This window comes from Streptomyces sp. NPDC085460 (genome assembly GCF_044541975.1).
In the GTDB taxonomy this organism is placed as follows: domain Bacteria; phylum Actinomycetota; class Actinomycetes; order Streptomycetales; family Streptomycetaceae; genus Streptomyces.
In genome coordinates this window covers 510873-525232 of the sequence record NZ_JBITTO010000005.1, presented here as the reverse complement: position 1 = coordinate 525232, position 14360 = coordinate 510873, and the positions used below count along the sequence as shown (strand labels likewise).

The window sequence follows — 14360 nt, the reverse complement described above, 5'->3', positions numbered from 1 at the left end:
GCCGGTCACCCGACCCCCTGTGCGGGCGGCTCCGCACGGACGGTACGGTCGTGGGGTGTACCGCTTCCTGTTGTCCCGGCAGTGGGTGATCCTCACCCTCGTCGCCCTCGTCCTCATCCCCGTGATGATCGAGCTGGGCTTCTGGCAGTTCCACCGGCACGAACGCCGGGTCGCCCAGAACACCCTGATCGCGGACAACCTGGAGGCCGCGCCGGTCCCGGTCGAGGAGCTCACCTCCCCCGGCCACGTCGTCCCCCGCGCCGACTACTGGCGCCGGGTCACCGCCACCGGCACCTTCGACACCGCCCACGAGGTGGTCGTCCGCCGCCGCACCTCCTCCGACGAACGGGTCGGCGCGCACGTCCTCACCCCGCTGGTCCTCCAGGACGGCACCGTCGTCCTGGTCAACCGGGGCTGGGTGCCCGCCGCCGCCAACCAGCGCGACTACCCCGAGGTCCCGCCCGCCCCGAAGGGCGAGGTCACGGTCAGCGGCCGGCTCAAGGCCGACGAGACCACCGGCGCCAGCGGCATCAAGGACCTCAAGGGCCTGCCGGACCGTCAGGTGATGCTCATCAGCAGCGCCCAGCAGGCCGAGCTCATCGGACGCGAGGTGCTCGGCGGCTACGTCGAGCAGACCGAGCCCGAACCGGCCGGCGGCTCCCCCGAGCAGATCCCCGAGCCGGACCACGACTCGATCGGCGCCCACATGGCGTACGCGGTCCAGTGGTGGCTCTTCGCCGCCGGCGTGCCCGTCGGCTGGATCGTCCTCGTACGGCGCGAGAAGCGCGACCGCGCCACCGCCGCCGCGACCGCCTCCGAGGGCGACGGCGGGCCGGAGGGCGGGGCCCCGGACGCCCCGCAGGAGGACGGCAGCGCGATGCGGGCCACCTCGCCCCGCTGATTGACCGCCGCCGCTTGCGGGAACGCCCACAACGTGACCCGACGCATCGACGACTACGCCCTGATCGGCGATCTCCAGACCGCCGCGCTCGTCGGCCGCGACGGCTCGATCGACTGGCTGTGCCTGCCCCGCTTCGACTCCGCCGCCTGTTTCGCCGCCCTCCTCGGCGACGAGGACAACGGCCACTGGCGGATCGCCCCCAAGGGCGCCGGCAGCTGCACCTCCCGCCGCTACGCCGAGGACTCCCTCGTCCTGGAGACCTTCTGGGAGACCCGCACCGGCACCGTCAAGGTCACCGACTTCATGCCCCAGCGGGACCGCGCCCCCGACGTCGTCCGGATCGTCGAGGGCGTCAGCGGCCGGGTCGAGATGAGCGCCGTGCTCCGCCTGCGCTTCGACTACGGCTCGATCGTGCCGTGGATAAGGCGCTCCGACGGACACCGCGTCGCCGTCGCGGGACCCGACGCCGTCTGGCTCCGCAGCGAGCCGGAGGTGAAGACCTGGGGCCAGCAGTTCGCCACCTGCTCCGCCTTCACCGTCGCCGCCGGGGAGCGGGTCGCGTTCGTCCTCACCTGGCACCCCTCGCACGAGCGCCGGCCCGCCCTCATCGACCCCTTCGAGGCGCTGGAGCACTCGCTCGCCGACTGGCGGGAGTGGACCGCCCGCTGCACCTACCGGGGGCCGTACCGCGCCGCCGTGATCCGCTCCCTCATCACCCTCAAGGCCCTCACCTACGCCCCCACCGGCGGGATCGTCGCCGCCCCCACCACCTCCCTCCCGGAGGAACTCGGCGGCGTCAGGAACTGGGACTACCGGTCCTGCTGGCTGCGCGACTCCTCCCTCACCCTCGGCGCGCTCCTCGCCGCCGGATACGCCGACGAGGCCGCCGCCTGGCGCGACTGGCTGCTCCGCGCGGTCGCGGGCGACCCCGCCGACCTCCAGATCATGTACGGTCCCGCGGGCGAACGGCGGCTCCCCGAGACCACGCTGCCCTGGCTCCCCGGCTACGCGGACTCGGCGCCGGTACGGACCGGGAACGCGGCCGTCGACCAGTTCCAGCTCGACGTGTACGGCGAGGTCATGGACACCATGAACCTCGCGCGCGAGGCCGGCATCCCGCCCGAGCGGCACGCCTGGAACCTCCAGCTGAGCCTGCTCGGCTTCCTGGAGTCGCACTGGCGCGATCCCGACGAGGGCCTGTGGGAGGTGCGCGGTCCGCGCCGCCACTTCACCCACTCCAAGGTCATGGCCTGGGTGGCGGCCGACCGGGCGGTGCGCACCCTGGAGGCGGACCCCTCGCTGCCCGGCGAGCCGGACCGGTGGCGGGCGCTGCGGGACGAGATCCACGCGGAGGTGTGCGCGAAGGCGTACGACGCGGAGCGGAACACCTTCACCCAGTCGTACGGCTCCGCCGAACTGGACGCGGCCACCCTGCTCATCCCCCGCGTCGGCTTCCTGCCGCCGGACGACCCCCGGGTGGTCGGCACGGTCGACGCCGTCCGGGCCGAACTGACCCACCAGGGCTTCGTACGCCGCTACACCCCCGACTCCGGCTCCGTCGACGGGCTGCCCGGCCAGGAGGGCACCTTCCTCGTCTGCTCCTTCTGGCTCGCCGACGCGCTGCGCATGACCGGGCGCCAGGAGGAGGCGCGGGAGCTCTTCGAACGGCTGGTGCGGCTCACCAACGACGTGGGACTGCTCGCGGAGGAGTACGACCCGGTGGCGGACCGGCAGCTCGGCAACTTCCCTCAGGCGTTCAGCCACATCGGACTGGTCGGTACGGCGCTCGCACTGCCCTGGGACGAGACGGCAGGATAGGCCCATGGATCTTGGACTGAAGGACCGCGTGTACGTCGTCACCGGCGCGACCCGGGGGCTCGGCCGGGCCTCCGCGGAGGCACTGCTCGCCGAGGGCGCCCGGGTGCTGATCACCGGCCGCGAGGAGGCGACCGTCGCCGCGGCGGCGGCCGAGCTGGGCGAGGGCGCGGCGGGCCTCGCCGCCGACAACGACGACCCCGGGACCCCGGCCCGTCTGATCGCGGAGGCCCGCGCCCGGTTCGGCGGCTTCGACGGCATCCTGATCAGCGTCGGCGGCCCGGCCCCGGGCTTCGCCGCGGACAACACCGACGAGGAGTGGACGGCTGCCTTCGGCACCGTCTTCCTCGGCGCGGTGCGGCTCGCCCGTGCGGCGGCCGAGACGCTGGGCGAGGGCGGCGTGATCGGCTTCGTCCTGTCGGGGTCCGTGCACGAGCCGATCGCGGGCCTGACCATCTCGAACGGGCTCCGCCCCGGCCTGGCCGGCTTCGCCAAGTCGCTCGCCGACGACCTCGGTCCGCGCGGGATCCGGGTGGTCGGGCTGCTGCCCAGCCGCATCGACACCGACCGGGTCCGGCAGCTCGACGCCCTCTCCGGTGACGCCGAGGCGTCCCGCGCGGCCAACGAGCTGGCGATCCCGCTGCGCCGCTACGGCACGCCGGAGGAGTTCGGCCGCACGGCCGCGTTCGTCCTCTCCCCGGCCGCCTCCTACCTGACGGGGCTGATGCTGCCGGTGGACGGCGGCGCCCGGCACGGCTTCTGAGCCCGCGGCCCGTCAGTTCACCCGGCGGGCCCGGTGCTTGACCGCCCGGAGGCGGGCCTCGGTGGGGAGGGCGGCCAGACCCGCCGCCGTACGGGCGCGGGCCAGGGCCTCGTCGCTGAGGCCGGCCAGCGCCTGGCCGGGAGAGGCGTACGGCTCCAGGAGGAGCGCGACGCGGGTACGGGGGGCGGTGCGGCGGCCGGTGAGGGCGACCCGGGCCTGGGCCACGCCCTCCTGGGCGGCGGCGTCGGCCTCCAGGACCTCGGCCAGGGCCCGGCCGCGCAGCACGGCCGCGTCGCCGTCACCGGTGTCGACCAGGACCTCGGCGAGCCGGGCCCGGCGGAACTGGGCGAACAGCCACCAGAGGGCGAGCAGGACGATGACGCCGAGGACGGCGATGACGGTCGGCCACCACCAGCCCTCCTCGCGCCACCGCCGCCGGTCGGCGGTGGTGAGCAGCACGTCGTCGGGGCCGGACCAGGGCCACCAGGACGGGACGGGCAGGTCGAGTCCGGCGGCGAGGACGGCTCCGCCGGCGAGGACGAGCAGCAGCCCGGCGAGGCCGAGGAGCGCTCGGTTGACGCGCCGCAGGACGGCGGTGACGGGGGCGTTCACCGGTGCGTCACCCCTTCTTGGGCGGGCGGGCCACCCGGACGGTGAGGGCGGGCGGGCGGGCGAGCCCGAGTTCCTCGACGCCGTCGGCGAGGACGGACTCGACGTCCGCGCGGACGTCGTCGAGCGGGCGGAAGTGGGAGACGGCCCGGACGGCGACCTTGGCGCGGCCGACCGTGACCTTCACGGACTGCACGCCGGAGACCTCCATGGCCCGGTCGCGCAGGGCGAGTGCGGCGGCCTCCCGGTCGAGCCCGGCCCGTACGTCGGGATGGGCGCGGCGCATGGGCAGGACGGCGCGCAGGCCGGGGGTGGACGCCAGGATCAGCAGCCAGACGCCGAGCAGGACGGCGGCGGCCGCGGCGGCGAGGGTCGTGGCGCTGTCGAGGGGCCGGCTCGCGAGGGCGTCGGCGAGCTCGCGCCGCCAGCTCATGGCGCTGTGGTCGGCCCGGACGGCGGCCACGTCGTAGAGCAGCAGTCCCGCGCCGCCGAGGACGACGGCGGCGAGCAGCGCGGCGGGGATCCGCCGGACCGACCAGAACCGCCGGACCCGCTCGGTCTCCTCGCCGCTTCCGGCGAGGACGGGCACGCCGCCGACGTCCTTCGCGCTCTCCCCGGTCTCCTGGGGGGCGCCGGGCTGTCCGGGGGTCGTCATGCCAGGCGGCCCTTCCTGGCGGCGGGCGAGGTGCGCGGGGAGTGGAGGCGCTCGACGTGGACGGAGACCTCGTGGACCTCCATGCCGACGAGCTCCTCGACCCGGCCGCGGACCCGGCCGCGGACGGCTCCGCAGCGGCGTCCGACGTCCGTGGGGTAGTCGAGTTCGAGGCTGACCGAGATGCGGGCGGCGTCCCGGTGGACGACGACCGAGGCGTGCGGCGGGTGGCCGCCCGCCGGCAGGCCGCCGAGGGCTTCCCTGGCGGCCTGGGCGGAGATCTTGGCGACCACCCGGTCGGCGATCGTGGTCGCGCCCCGCTCGCGTACCGGGTGGCGTTCCGTCACGTCCGTGGGCACCCGCCGTCACCGCCGCCGGTCGCCGCGGTCGCGGCCCCGGAGCAGATCGCCGGGTTCGAGGTCGCCGTCGAGGAAGCGGCCGGCCACGAAACCGACCGCCCCCAAGGCCGCGACCAGCAGAAACGCCCCGAAGCCGCCGAAGTATCCGGCGAAGCCGAGACCCATGCCGGCCAGCAGGCCGACCACCGCCATGCTCATGCTGAACCCCTTTCCGGGCCCTGCGGTCCGTTGTTCCGTACCGGTCGGCTACTGGAGCCGCGACTCGGGTTCCTCGTCCTCTTCGTCGGGCAGCTTCACGTCGCTGACCGCGATGTTGACCTCGACGACCTCCAGACCGGTCATCCGCTCCACGGCCGTGATCACGTTCTCGCGGACGGCGCCGGCGACGTCCGCGATGGAGACGCCGTAGTCCACGACGATCTCCAGGTCGAGCGCGGTCTGCACCTCGCCGACCTCGGCCTTCACCCCGCGGGTGACGCCGGCCTTGCCGCCGCCCCCGCCGGGGACGCGGTCGCGGACCGCGCCGAGGGTGCGGGAGATTCCGCTGCCCATGGCGTGGACGCCCACGACATCGCGGGCCGCCATGCCGGCGATCTTCTCGACCACTCCGTCGGCGATGGTGGTGCGGCCCCGGGAAGCGGCGGTTCCGCCGCCCTTCCTGGTGACCGGGGTGGACTCACCGCTGCGTTCGCTGTCCGTCATCGAATTCAGCCCCTTCTGGGATATTTCGGGGTTCTTCGCCCACACTAAGGGCGGTTCCCCGAGACCGCTCCGGGGATACGGCAGGCTGGGGCAATGACCATGGGTGACGGTTGGGCGACGGCGGTCCGCGACCGCCTGGCGCCGGGCAGGCTGCTGCCGCTCGGCAGCGTGGCGGGAGCGTGGCTGGCGGAGCGCGCGGCGCGGCAGGTGCTGGGCCGGGCGGCGGCGGAGGTGAACGGCGTGGCGCCGGGCACGGTGCGGATCGGCGCGGCGGGTGAGGCGACCGTTCCGGAGCCGCCGTTCCCGGTACCGCCGGGCGGGCTACCGCCGGGACCGCTGCGGATCGACGCGGAGTTCGCGGCGGTGGCGGGCGGAGGGCCGCTGCCCGAGACGGCCGGGGAGGTACGGGCGGCGCTCCTCGCGGCGGCCACGGAGCTGGGTCTGGCGGTGACGGAGGTGGACCTGCGGGTGACGGATCTGCTGATGGAGGCGCCCGCCCCGGAGCCGGCGGGTCCGCCGCCCGGCCACCCGGCACCGCCGACGGACGACCCGGTGGCGGTCGCGGTGCTGCGGGTGCCGGGCGTGACGGCGCTGACGAACGCGCTGGGCCGGCCGGTGCACCGCACGCCGGGGGCGGTCCGGGTGGAGCTCGCGGTGGCGGCGGACCACCATCCGGCGGAGGTGGCCCACGCGGCGCACCAGGCCGCGGAGGCGGCGGCGGAGGCGGGCGCCGCGGTCACCGTCCTGGTCATGGAGGTGCGCTGACCCCGGGGGCACGCACGGCGGCGAAGGGCCGGTGACGGGCCCTTCGCGGCGGGCGGATCGGCGGGCGGACCGGCGTGTCAGTCGCCGAGCCCCGCGAGGTCGCGGAGGCGGCGGGCCTGGGCGGCGCGCTCGGCGACGCGCTGCTCCTCGTAGGAGCGGCCGGTGACACCCTGGAGCAGCGCCTTGGTCTCGACGACCGCGTCGCGCGGCGCGGCGAGCAGGGCGGCGCTGAGGTCCCGTACCGCGGCGTCGAGTTCGGCGGCGGGCACGGCGATGTTGGCCAGGCCGATGCGCTCGGCCTCGTCCGCGTGGACGAAGCGGCCGGTGGCGCAGATCTCAAGGGCGCGGGCGTAGCCCACGAGGGAGACGAGCGGGTGCGTCCCGGTGAGGTCCGGGACGAGGCCCAGGCTGGTCTCGCGCATCGCGAACCGCACGTCCTCGGCGACGACCCGCAGGTCGCAGGCGAGGGCGAGCTGGAAGCCCGCACCGATGGCGTGCCCCTGGACGGCCGCGATCGACACGAGGTCGCTGCGGCGCCACCAGGTGAACGCCTCCTGGTACTCGGCGATGACCGCGTCGAGGTCCGCGTCGGAACCCCGTGCGAGGTCGAGGAAGGACGGCTCTCCGTCGAAGCCCTCGGGCGTGAACGCCTGTCGGTCGAGTCCGGCGGAGAAGGACTGGCCCTCACCGCGCAGGACGACGATCCGCACGCTGCCCGGCAGAGACCGGCCGGCTTCCGTCAACGCCCGCCACAGAGCGGGAGACTGGGCGTTGCGCTTCGCCGGGTTGGTCAGGGTCACCGTGGCAACGGCGTCCTCGACGGTGAGCCGTACACCGTCCTTGTCGAAGACGAGCTGGGAGTCGTCGGGCGTGGTCATGGGGCGCCTCCGGTTCCGGTGCAGCACTGCATCCGATGCTAAGTGACTGCACAGTAACCACCGGGTCGGTCACAGGACCGACCGGGTGCCCACCGGGAAGGTCCCGGTGGACCGGTCGAGCCGCCCCCGGCGTCAGGCCGAGGCTGCCTTCTTGCCCCGGGTCGCTCCGCCGCGACCACGCAGCGTCACTCCGGATTCACTGAGCATCCGGTGGACGAATCCGTAGGAGCGGCCCGTTTCCTCGGCCAGCGCCCGGATGCTCGCACCGGAGTCGTACTTCTTCTTCAGGTCTGCCGCGAGCTTGTCGCGCGCGGCGCCGGTCACCCGGCTGCCCTTCTTCAGAGTCTCGGCCACCCGTGCCTCCTCATGGGAAGTGCGCTCTGGACTTCTCATGATCACCCCTCCCCGTCGTCCTGGCCACCCATTCGACGAGGTCCGTCCTGCCGGGTTTGCGGACGAGTACGTCGTCCTCACGATCGGAACCAGTCATTCCGCGCGGCCGGAACCCGACCATCGAACGAGTGGATCAAGGGACCGCCAGGTCAGCGCCGTCATGCGAACACACGTACGGCGCGGACTCTGCCGGAAGGATTCGGCAGAGGTCCGCGCCGGGGGTACGAGACCTTCTCACTCAGATGACGGATCCGGCGATGAGCCGAATGATCCAGTCCGGGCTCAGGCCAGGGCGACCAGGTCCGCGTAGTCCGGGCCCCACAGGTCCTCGACGCCGTCCGGGAGCAGGATGATCCGCTCCGGGTCGAGGGCCTCCACGGCGCCCTCGTCGTGGGTGACGAGGACGACGGCGCCCTTGTAGGTGCGCAGCGCGCCGAGGATCTCCTCGCGGCTGGCGGGGTCGAGGTTGTTGGTGGGCTCGTCGAGCAGGAGCACGTTGGCCGAGGAGACGACGAGGGTGGCGAGCGCCAGCCGGGTCTTCTCGCCGCCGGAGAGCACCCCGGCCGGCTTGTCGACGTCGTCGCCGGAGAAGAGGAAGGTGCCGAGCGTCTTGCGGACCTCGACCAGGTCGAGGTCGGGGGCGGCGGAGCGCATGTTCTCCAGGACCGTGCGGTCCGGGTCCAGGGTCTCGTGCTCCTGGGCGTAGTAGCCGAGCTTGAGGCCGTGGCCGGGGGTGACCTCGCCGGTGTCGGGCTGCTCGACCCCGCCGAGGAGGCGGAGCAGCGTCGTCTTGCCGGCGCCGTTGAGGCCGAGGATGACGACGCGGGAGCCCTTGTCGATGGCGAGGTCGACGTCGGTGAAGATCTCCAGGGAGCCGTACGACTTGGACAGGCCCTCCGCGGTGAGCGGGGTCTTGCCGCAGGGCGCGGGCTCCGGGAAGCGCAGCTTGGCGACCTTGTCGGAGACGCGGACCGCCTCCAGGCCGGAGAGCAGGCGCTCGGCGCGCTTGGCCATGTTCTGCGCGGCGACCGTCTTGGTGGCCTTGGCGCGCATCTTGTCGGCCTGCGAGTTGAGCGCGGCGGCCTTCTTCTCGGCGTTCTGGCGCTCGCGCTTGCGGCGCTTCTCGTCGGCCTCGCGCTGCTGCTGGTAGAGCTTCCAGCCCATGTTGTAGACGTCGATGGTGGAGCGGTTGGCGTCCAGGTAGAAGACCTTGTTGACGACGGTCTCGACCAGGTCGACGTCGTGGGAGATGACGATGAAGCCGCCGCGGTAGGTCTTGAGGTAGTCGCGCAGCCAGATGATCGAGTCGGCGTCGAGGTGGTTCGTCGGCTCGTCGAGGAGCAGGGTGTCGGCGTCCGAGAAGAGGATCCGCGCCAGCTCGATCCGGCGGCGCTGACCGCCGGAGAGGGTGTGCAGCGGCTGGCCGAGGACCCGGTCGGGCAGACCGAGGGCGGCGGCGATGGTGGCCGCCTCGGCCTCGGCGGCGTACCCGCCCTTGGTGAGGAACTCGGTCTCCTGGCGCTCGTACTGCTTGAGGGCCTTCTCGCGGGTGGCGCCGGAGCCGTTGGCGATCCGCTCCTCGTTCTGCCGCATCTTGCGGAGGAGGACGTCGAGGCCGCGGGCGGAGAGGACCCGGTCGCGGGCGAGGACGTCGAGGTCGCCGGTGCGGGGGTCCTGCGGGAGGTAGCCGACCTCGCCGGAGCGGGCGATGCTGCCGCCGGCGGGCTGGCCCTCGCCGGCCAGGCACTTGGTGAGCGTGGTCTTCCCCGCGCCGTTGCGGCCGACGAGGCCGATGCGGTCGCCCTTGGCGACGCGGAAGGAAACGTTCTCGAGGAGGATGCGGGCGCCGGCGCGCAGCTCGATGCCGGAAGCGGTGATCACGGACAGACTCCAGGGCGGTGGGAAGACGGCGGAAGAGACGGCTGGTGGCGGGCGTCGGCGCCGCTAATGCACCCAGAGGAGAATGGCCATGCGGCCAGTCTAACGGGCGCCTGCAACTGCTTTTCGGCCACATGGGCGACGAAGACCCGATCGGGAGTTATGTCTCAGTTCCCACCAGAGGGAACAAAACGGGCGATGGATGGAAGGTCGGCTGATACTCGGCGAAGGGCGGCGGTCGGGCCGCCGCGGTGACGCGGAGGTGGACCGTGCAGTTCGACGACGACGCCCGTCTGGACACCTCCGAGGTGAAGGACGTCCGCGGCAGCCGCATCCCCGGCGGGAAGGCGACCGTCGGCGGCGGCGTCATCGGCTTCATCGCCCTGATCCTCGGCATCCTCTTCGGGGTCGGCCCCGACCAGCTGGGGCTCTCCTCCGGCGGCGAGGACGAACCCGCCGCGAGCGCCTCCTCCGCGGCCCAGGTGAACCGGTCCTGCCGGACCGGCGCGGACGCCAACAGCCGGCCGGACTGCCGGACCGTCGCCGTCGTCAACAGCGTCCAGGACTTCTGGCGCGCCGAGTACCAGCGGCGCGGCGGCACCTACGGCGACGCCTCCACCGTCCTGTTCACCCAGCGGGTGAACACCGCCTGCGGGGCGGCGAGCTCGGCGGTCGGCCCCTTCTACTGCCCCGGCGACCGGAGGGTCTACCTGGACCTGGGCTTCTTCGACGAGCTGCGGACCAAGTTCGGCGCCGGCGGCGGCCCCTTCGCCCAGGCGTACGTGGTGGCCCACGAGTACGGGCACCACGTGCAGAACCTGATGGGGACGCTGAGCCGGGCCCAGGACGGACGGACCGGGGCGGACTCCAACGCCGTCCGGGTCGAGCTCCAGGCGGACTGCTACGCGGGGGTGTGGGCCCGGCACGCGACGAGCACCCCGGACGAGTCCACCGGCCGGCCGCTGATCGCCCGGCTCGACGACGCCGACATCCGGGACGGCCTGGACGCGGCGGCGGCGGTGGGCGACGACCGGATCCAGGAGCGGTTCCAGGGCCGGGTGACCCCGGAGAGCTGGACGCACGGCTCGGCCGAGCAGCGCCGGCAGTGGTTCTACACCGGCTACCGCACCGGCGACATGGCCCGGTGCAACACCTTCCGCTGATCACCGGCTCCGCCTGCAAGACTGTGTCCCAGATCACATCCGGCCGACAGATCACATCCGGCCGAACCGAGAGGGAGTGAGCGGGATGTCCGAGGCACCCGACATCTGTCCGGCGCTGAAGTACCGGGACGCCAAGGCGGCGATCACGCTGCTCACGGAGGCGTTCGGGTTCACCGCCACCGCCGTGTACGAGGGCGAGGACGGCCTCGTCGCCCACGCCGAGCTGAGCTACGGGAACGGCATGGTGATGCTCGGCAGCAGCGGCACCGACAGCGAGTTCGACAAGGCGATGGGCGCGGGCGGCCCGGTGGGGATCTACGTCCACGTCCGGGACGTGGACGAGCACCACGCGCGGGCCGCCGCGCACGGCGTGGAGATCGTGATGCCGCCCACCGACCAGGACTACGGCTCCCGGGACTACATGGCGAAGGACGCCGAGGGGAACGTGTGGAGCTTCGGCACGTACACCCCCGGCGGCGACTGACCCCCCGGCCTCGCGTCAGGCGCCCCCGGTGTGGACCTGGAAGGCGGCCCGGCGCACCGCCTTCGCCAGGGCCGGGTCCGGGTGGGCGGCGGCCAGCGCCACCAGCACCTGCACGGTCCGCGGGTGGCCGACGGCCCTGACCTCGTCGAGCAGCGCGGGCACCGTGCCCTGGACGGCCGAGTCCAGGTGCCGTACCAGCAGCTCGCTCTCGCCGTGGTCGGCGACGGCGGCGGCCGTGTCCACCCAGAGCCAGGTCGCCTCCTCCCGGGTCAGGACCTCGGGGGCGTCGTCGGGGTCGGTGCCGTCGTACTCGGCGAGCCACAGCAGCGCGTACGGGCGCAGCGAGGGCTCGGCGACCGCGGCGCGGACCTCCGCCTCCGCGGGGGCGCCGACGACCCGCAGCGCCTCGAAGGCGAGCCCGCGCAGCAGCGCGTCCTCGCCGCGGGCGGCGGCGAGGAGTTCGGCGACCGCCCCGGCCAGCGGGCGGGCGGCGAGCCAGGCGCGGTACTCGTCGCGGGCCGGTCCCGGGGTGAGCCGGGCGCAGCCGCGGAGCATGTCGGCGGCGGACTGCTCGATGTTGCCCGCGGGGCTCTGGGCGGCGACGCAGATCTGCTCCAGCTTGACCCAGACCGCCCAGTTGCCGAGCGGGGTCAGGGTCGCGTGACGTCCCTCCGGTCCGGCCGCCGGGTCGAGGGTGAGCGCGCCGACCTCCGCGAGGCCCTCCAGGGCCCAGTCGAGGAGCGCGGGCAGCCGCTCGGCCGGGGGTGCCTCGGGGGCGGGGACGTTCTCGTCCGGGACCTCGCAGCGCTCCTCGCGGAGTTCGTCGACGCGCTGGCCCAGGAGGTCGAGGAGGGCGGGCACGAGGACGGGGCCCTGGGAGAGCTGGAGCAGCGAGAGGACCTGCGGCACCGCCTCCACGACCTCCGCGACCGCGCCCGGCGCCACGCCCTCCGGGGCGGGGCGGACGAGCGACCAGGCGTCGAGGAGCGCGACCCAGCCGCGGAGCACCGCGGAGTCGTCCCGGTCCCACGCCTGGAGCCGCCAGCCGGGGCGGACGGTGGCGCCGTGCAGTTCGACGAGGCCGGCCAGCCGGGCCCGGTCCCAGCCGGCCCGGACCCGACCCGGTGTCAGGCCCAGGTCGGCGGCGGCCCGTTCGGCGGCGGCGGGGCCGTCGAGCGGAGCGGAAGCGGAAGGGTCGGCGGCGACCGCCCGGGGACCCGTCTGCGGGCCGCGCGGTGCGGCGGCCCAGCGGGCGATCCGTACGGCGTCGGCGAGGACGAGCCGGGCCTGGCGGGCCAGCTCCGCGCGGGGCGGGGTGCCCTCGGGCGGCCTCGGGGCAGGCCGGGTGCGCCGCGTCGTCGCGGCCCGTCGGGCGGTGGCCAGCGACCGCGGACGGACGAGTCGGAGTCTGGAGTTGCGCGCCAATGGTTCATCGGGCTTTCGAGACGTCACGGGGGCAGTCTTCCCGCTGACGGCCCGAAAGCCCAATCGGAATCCGCCACGCCGTGGCGGGGCGGCGCCCGCGGGGGCGCCGGTGGAACGGGTGCCCGCGGCGGAGCCGGCTACATGAGGGGGGTCAGGTAACGGCGGAGGGCTTCCTCGTAGCGGAGCGGGTCGGCGTTCCACATGGCCGTGTGGGGGGCCTGGCGGACCGGGAGGAGGGTCACGAGGTCCGGGCGGCGGGCGGCCAGTTCGACGGACGGCTCCCAGGGGGCGATCGTGTCGTCGGGGCCGTGGGCCAGGAGGACCGGGACGCGGAGGCCGGCCGTGTGGTCGGGGTGCGGGCCGGTGCGGCCGAGCGCGGCGCGGACGGCGAGCGGGACCAGCGGGCCGGGGACGCCCCGCGCGGCCGCGAGGTTGCGGACGGTGGCCTCCCAGTCGAGGACAGGGGAGTCGAGGACGAGGCCGGCGATCCGGTCCCGTACCCCCGACTCGGCGGCGGCCCGCAGCGCCATGGTCGCGCCGGTGCCCCAGCCGTGCAGCACGATCTTGGTCGCGCCGCGCCGGACCGCGTAGCGGAGGACCGCGTCGACATCGCGCCACTCGGTGTCGCCGAGCTGGGCGAGGCCGTCCGCCGGGGAGGGGGCGCCCGCGTCGCCGCGGTAGGCGGGGACGAGGACCGGGACGCGGCGGCGGGCGTAGAAGGGGACGAGGTTGAGGGTGTGCTCGCGGCCGGCGGTCAGGCCGTGCAGGGCGACCACCCAGGTGGAGCGGGGTCCGGTGACGAGCCAGGCGGGCAGCGGGCCGAGCTCGCCGGGGATCTCGATGTCCTCGTGGAAGAGGCCGAGGGCGGTCTCGGGGGTGCCGGTGTGCAGCTGTGGCGTGAGCCGGACGCGGCTGCCGGGCCCGAGCGCGCCGCGCTCGACGCGTTCGAGGCGGCGGACGACGGTGTCGGCGGTGTGCGGGACCCGGTCGAGGACGGGTCCGGTGACCGCGTGCAGGCCGGGCGCCGTCATCCCGTACGTGCCGGGGCGCAGGGAGGCGAGGCTGCGGGTGAGGGTGACCCGCTCGGGTCCCGTGGCGTGCACGGTGAGCTTGGGGTCGCCGGGGAGGGGCCGCCCTGAGGCGGCCTTGAGGGCGACGTCGCTGGCGTAGCGGCCGGCCGCCACCGCGGCCGCGCCGACACCGATCAGGGTGGTGACGGCCGCTGCCGTCGCTGTAGCCGGGCGCACGCTCCCAGTCTCGGCACGGGACCCGGGGGCTGCCACCGGACGGGGGCCGCCCGGGTGCCCCGGGAGGGTGACGAGCGTCTCCTCGGCGGGTGCCTCGTGCGGATGAAACCGTCCAGGGCGTGAAACGCCCCGATCGGGAGGGAAGGGGGCATGGGTCCCGTGCGTCCCGTACGGGGCGGGATTACCCGGGGTTGCGGGGTGACCGGATGGTGGACACGGGGGCACCGGGGAGGCGAAGCGGAATCTCACGACCCCGGTTCGGGACACCGTGATGCCCCACCCAGTTCACCTTCCGTTCACTCAGGTTGCCTACGTTCGTCCAGCCA

At 74.4% G+C, this 14360-nt stretch carries 16 protein-coding genes; 6 read left to right on the top strand and 10 right to left on the bottom strand.

Going from position 1 to position 14360, the window contains the following annotated elements; all coding sequences use genetic code 11:
- Nucleotides 1–55 precede the first annotated feature (55 nt).
- Genes ACIGHB_RS16190 through ACIGHB_RS16180 form a run of 3 tightly spaced genes read left to right on the top strand, consistent with a single transcriptional unit; the run spans nucleotide 56 to nucleotide 3479 of the window.
- Nucleotides 56–901: an SURF1 family protein gene (locus ACIGHB_RS16190; RefSeq protein ID WP_399913556.1), complete on the top strand. Its 846-nt coding sequence runs from the start codon at nucleotides 56–58 to the stop codon at nucleotides 899–901.
- Between the two features lie 33 nt (nucleotides 902–934).
- Nucleotides 935–2719: a glycoside hydrolase family 15 protein gene (locus tag ACIGHB_RS16185; RefSeq protein WP_399913553.1), complete on the top strand. Its 1785-nt coding sequence runs from the start codon at nucleotides 935–937 to the stop codon at nucleotides 2717–2719.
- A 4-nt stretch (nucleotides 2720–2723) separates the two neighbouring features.
- Entirely contained in the window at nucleotides 2724–3479 is a 756-nt protein-coding gene (locus tag ACIGHB_RS16180; RefSeq protein ID WP_388869495.1) for an SDR family oxidoreductase, read from the top strand.
- Nucleotides 3480–3491: 12 nt separating this feature from the next.
- Here the strand turns inward: ACIGHB_RS16180 and amaP are convergent, their stop codons facing one another.
- From amaP to ACIGHB_RS16155, 5 genes are read right to left on the bottom strand one after another with little or no spacing between them, the layout of a single operon-like run.
- A complete protein-coding gene (amaP, locus tag ACIGHB_RS16175) occupies nucleotides 3492–4091 on the bottom strand; it encodes an alkaline shock response membrane anchor protein AmaP (RefSeq protein WP_360315625.1) in 600 nt (199 codons plus the stop codon).
- A 7-nt stretch (nucleotides 4092–4098) separates the two neighbouring features.
- A complete protein-coding gene (locus ACIGHB_RS16170; RefSeq protein WP_399913549.1) occupies nucleotides 4099–4743 on the bottom strand; it encodes a DUF6286 domain-containing protein in 645 nt (214 codons plus the stop codon).
- Nucleotides 4740–5087 (bottom strand): hypothetical protein, encoded by a 348-nt coding sequence (locus tag ACIGHB_RS16165; protein WP_360315629.1) that lies wholly within the window; start codon nucleotides 5085–5087, stop codon nucleotides 4740–4742. The genes ACIGHB_RS16170 and ACIGHB_RS16165 overlap by 4 nt, the downstream gene beginning before the upstream one ends.
- Before the next feature lie 18 nt (nucleotides 5088–5105).
- Nucleotides 5106–5297 carry a hypothetical protein gene (locus ACIGHB_RS16160; RefSeq protein WP_031002902.1) on the bottom strand — a complete coding sequence of 64 codons (192 nt, stop codon included), beginning with the start codon at nucleotides 5295–5297 and terminating at the stop codon, nucleotides 5106–5108.
- Between the two features lie 48 nt (nucleotides 5298–5345).
- Nucleotides 5346–5801 (bottom strand): Asp23/Gls24 family envelope stress response protein, encoded by a 456-nt coding sequence (locus ACIGHB_RS16155; protein WP_360315631.1) that lies wholly within the window; start codon nucleotides 5799–5801, stop codon nucleotides 5346–5348.
- Between the two features lie 93 nt (nucleotides 5802–5894).
- Between ACIGHB_RS16155 and ACIGHB_RS16150 the strand changes: the two genes are divergently transcribed.
- Nucleotides 5895–6566, top strand: coding sequence for a hypothetical protein (locus ACIGHB_RS16150; protein ID WP_399913543.1), 672 nt, complete (start codon nucleotides 5895–5897; stop codon nucleotides 6564–6566).
- Nucleotides 6567–6643: 77 nt separating this feature from the next.
- Here the strand turns inward: ACIGHB_RS16150 and ACIGHB_RS16145 are convergent, their stop codons facing one another.
- The 3 genes from ACIGHB_RS16145 to ACIGHB_RS16135 all read right to left on the bottom strand — a co-directional run bounded on the left by ACIGHB_RS16145 (nucleotide 6644) and on the right by ACIGHB_RS16135 (nucleotide 9718).
- Entirely contained in the window at nucleotides 6644–7444 is an 801-nt protein-coding gene (locus ACIGHB_RS16145; RefSeq protein WP_360315635.1) for an enoyl-CoA hydratase/isomerase family protein, read from the bottom strand.
- 132 nt (nucleotides 7445–7576) lie between these two features.
- Nucleotides 7577–7798 carry a helix-turn-helix domain-containing protein gene (locus ACIGHB_RS16140; RefSeq protein WP_006123601.1) on the bottom strand — a complete coding sequence of 74 codons (222 nt, stop codon included), beginning with the start codon at nucleotides 7796–7798 and terminating at the stop codon, nucleotides 7577–7579.
- A gap of 321 nt (nucleotides 7799–8119) precedes the next feature.
- Nucleotides 8120–9718 carry an ABC-F family ATP-binding cassette domain-containing protein gene (locus tag ACIGHB_RS16135; RefSeq protein ID WP_360315637.1) on the bottom strand — a complete coding sequence of 533 codons (1599 nt, stop codon included), beginning with the start codon at nucleotides 9716–9718 and terminating at the stop codon, nucleotides 8120–8122.
- 266 nt (nucleotides 9719–9984) lie between these two features.
- Between ACIGHB_RS16135 and ACIGHB_RS16130 the strand changes: the two genes are divergently transcribed.
- Together ACIGHB_RS16130 and ACIGHB_RS16125 are read left to right on the top strand one after the other, a co-directional pair.
- Nucleotides 9985–10878: a neutral zinc metallopeptidase gene (locus tag ACIGHB_RS16130; RefSeq protein WP_360315639.1), complete on the top strand. Its 894-nt coding sequence runs from the start codon at nucleotides 9985–9987 to the stop codon at nucleotides 10876–10878.
- Between the two features lie 85 nt (nucleotides 10879–10963).
- Complete coding sequence (locus tag ACIGHB_RS16125) at nucleotides 10964–11362, top strand: VOC family protein (RefSeq protein ID WP_360315641.1); 399 nt, start codon at nucleotides 10964–10966, stop codon at nucleotides 11360–11362.
- Nucleotides 11363–11377: 15 nt separating this feature from the next.
- On the opposite strand, the gene ACIGHB_RS16120 is transcribed toward ACIGHB_RS16125, so the two are convergent.
- Together ACIGHB_RS16120 and ACIGHB_RS16115 are read right to left on the bottom strand one after the other, a co-directional pair.
- Entirely contained in the window at nucleotides 11378–12814 is a 1437-nt protein-coding gene (locus ACIGHB_RS16120) for a hypothetical protein (RefSeq protein ID WP_399913537.1), read from the bottom strand.
- A gap of 110 nt (nucleotides 12815–12924) precedes the next feature.
- Nucleotides 12925–14034 (bottom strand): hypothetical protein, encoded by a 1110-nt coding sequence (locus ACIGHB_RS16115; protein WP_360315645.1) that lies wholly within the window; start codon nucleotides 14032–14034, stop codon nucleotides 12925–12927.
- Nucleotides 14035–14360 lie beyond the last annotated feature (326 nt).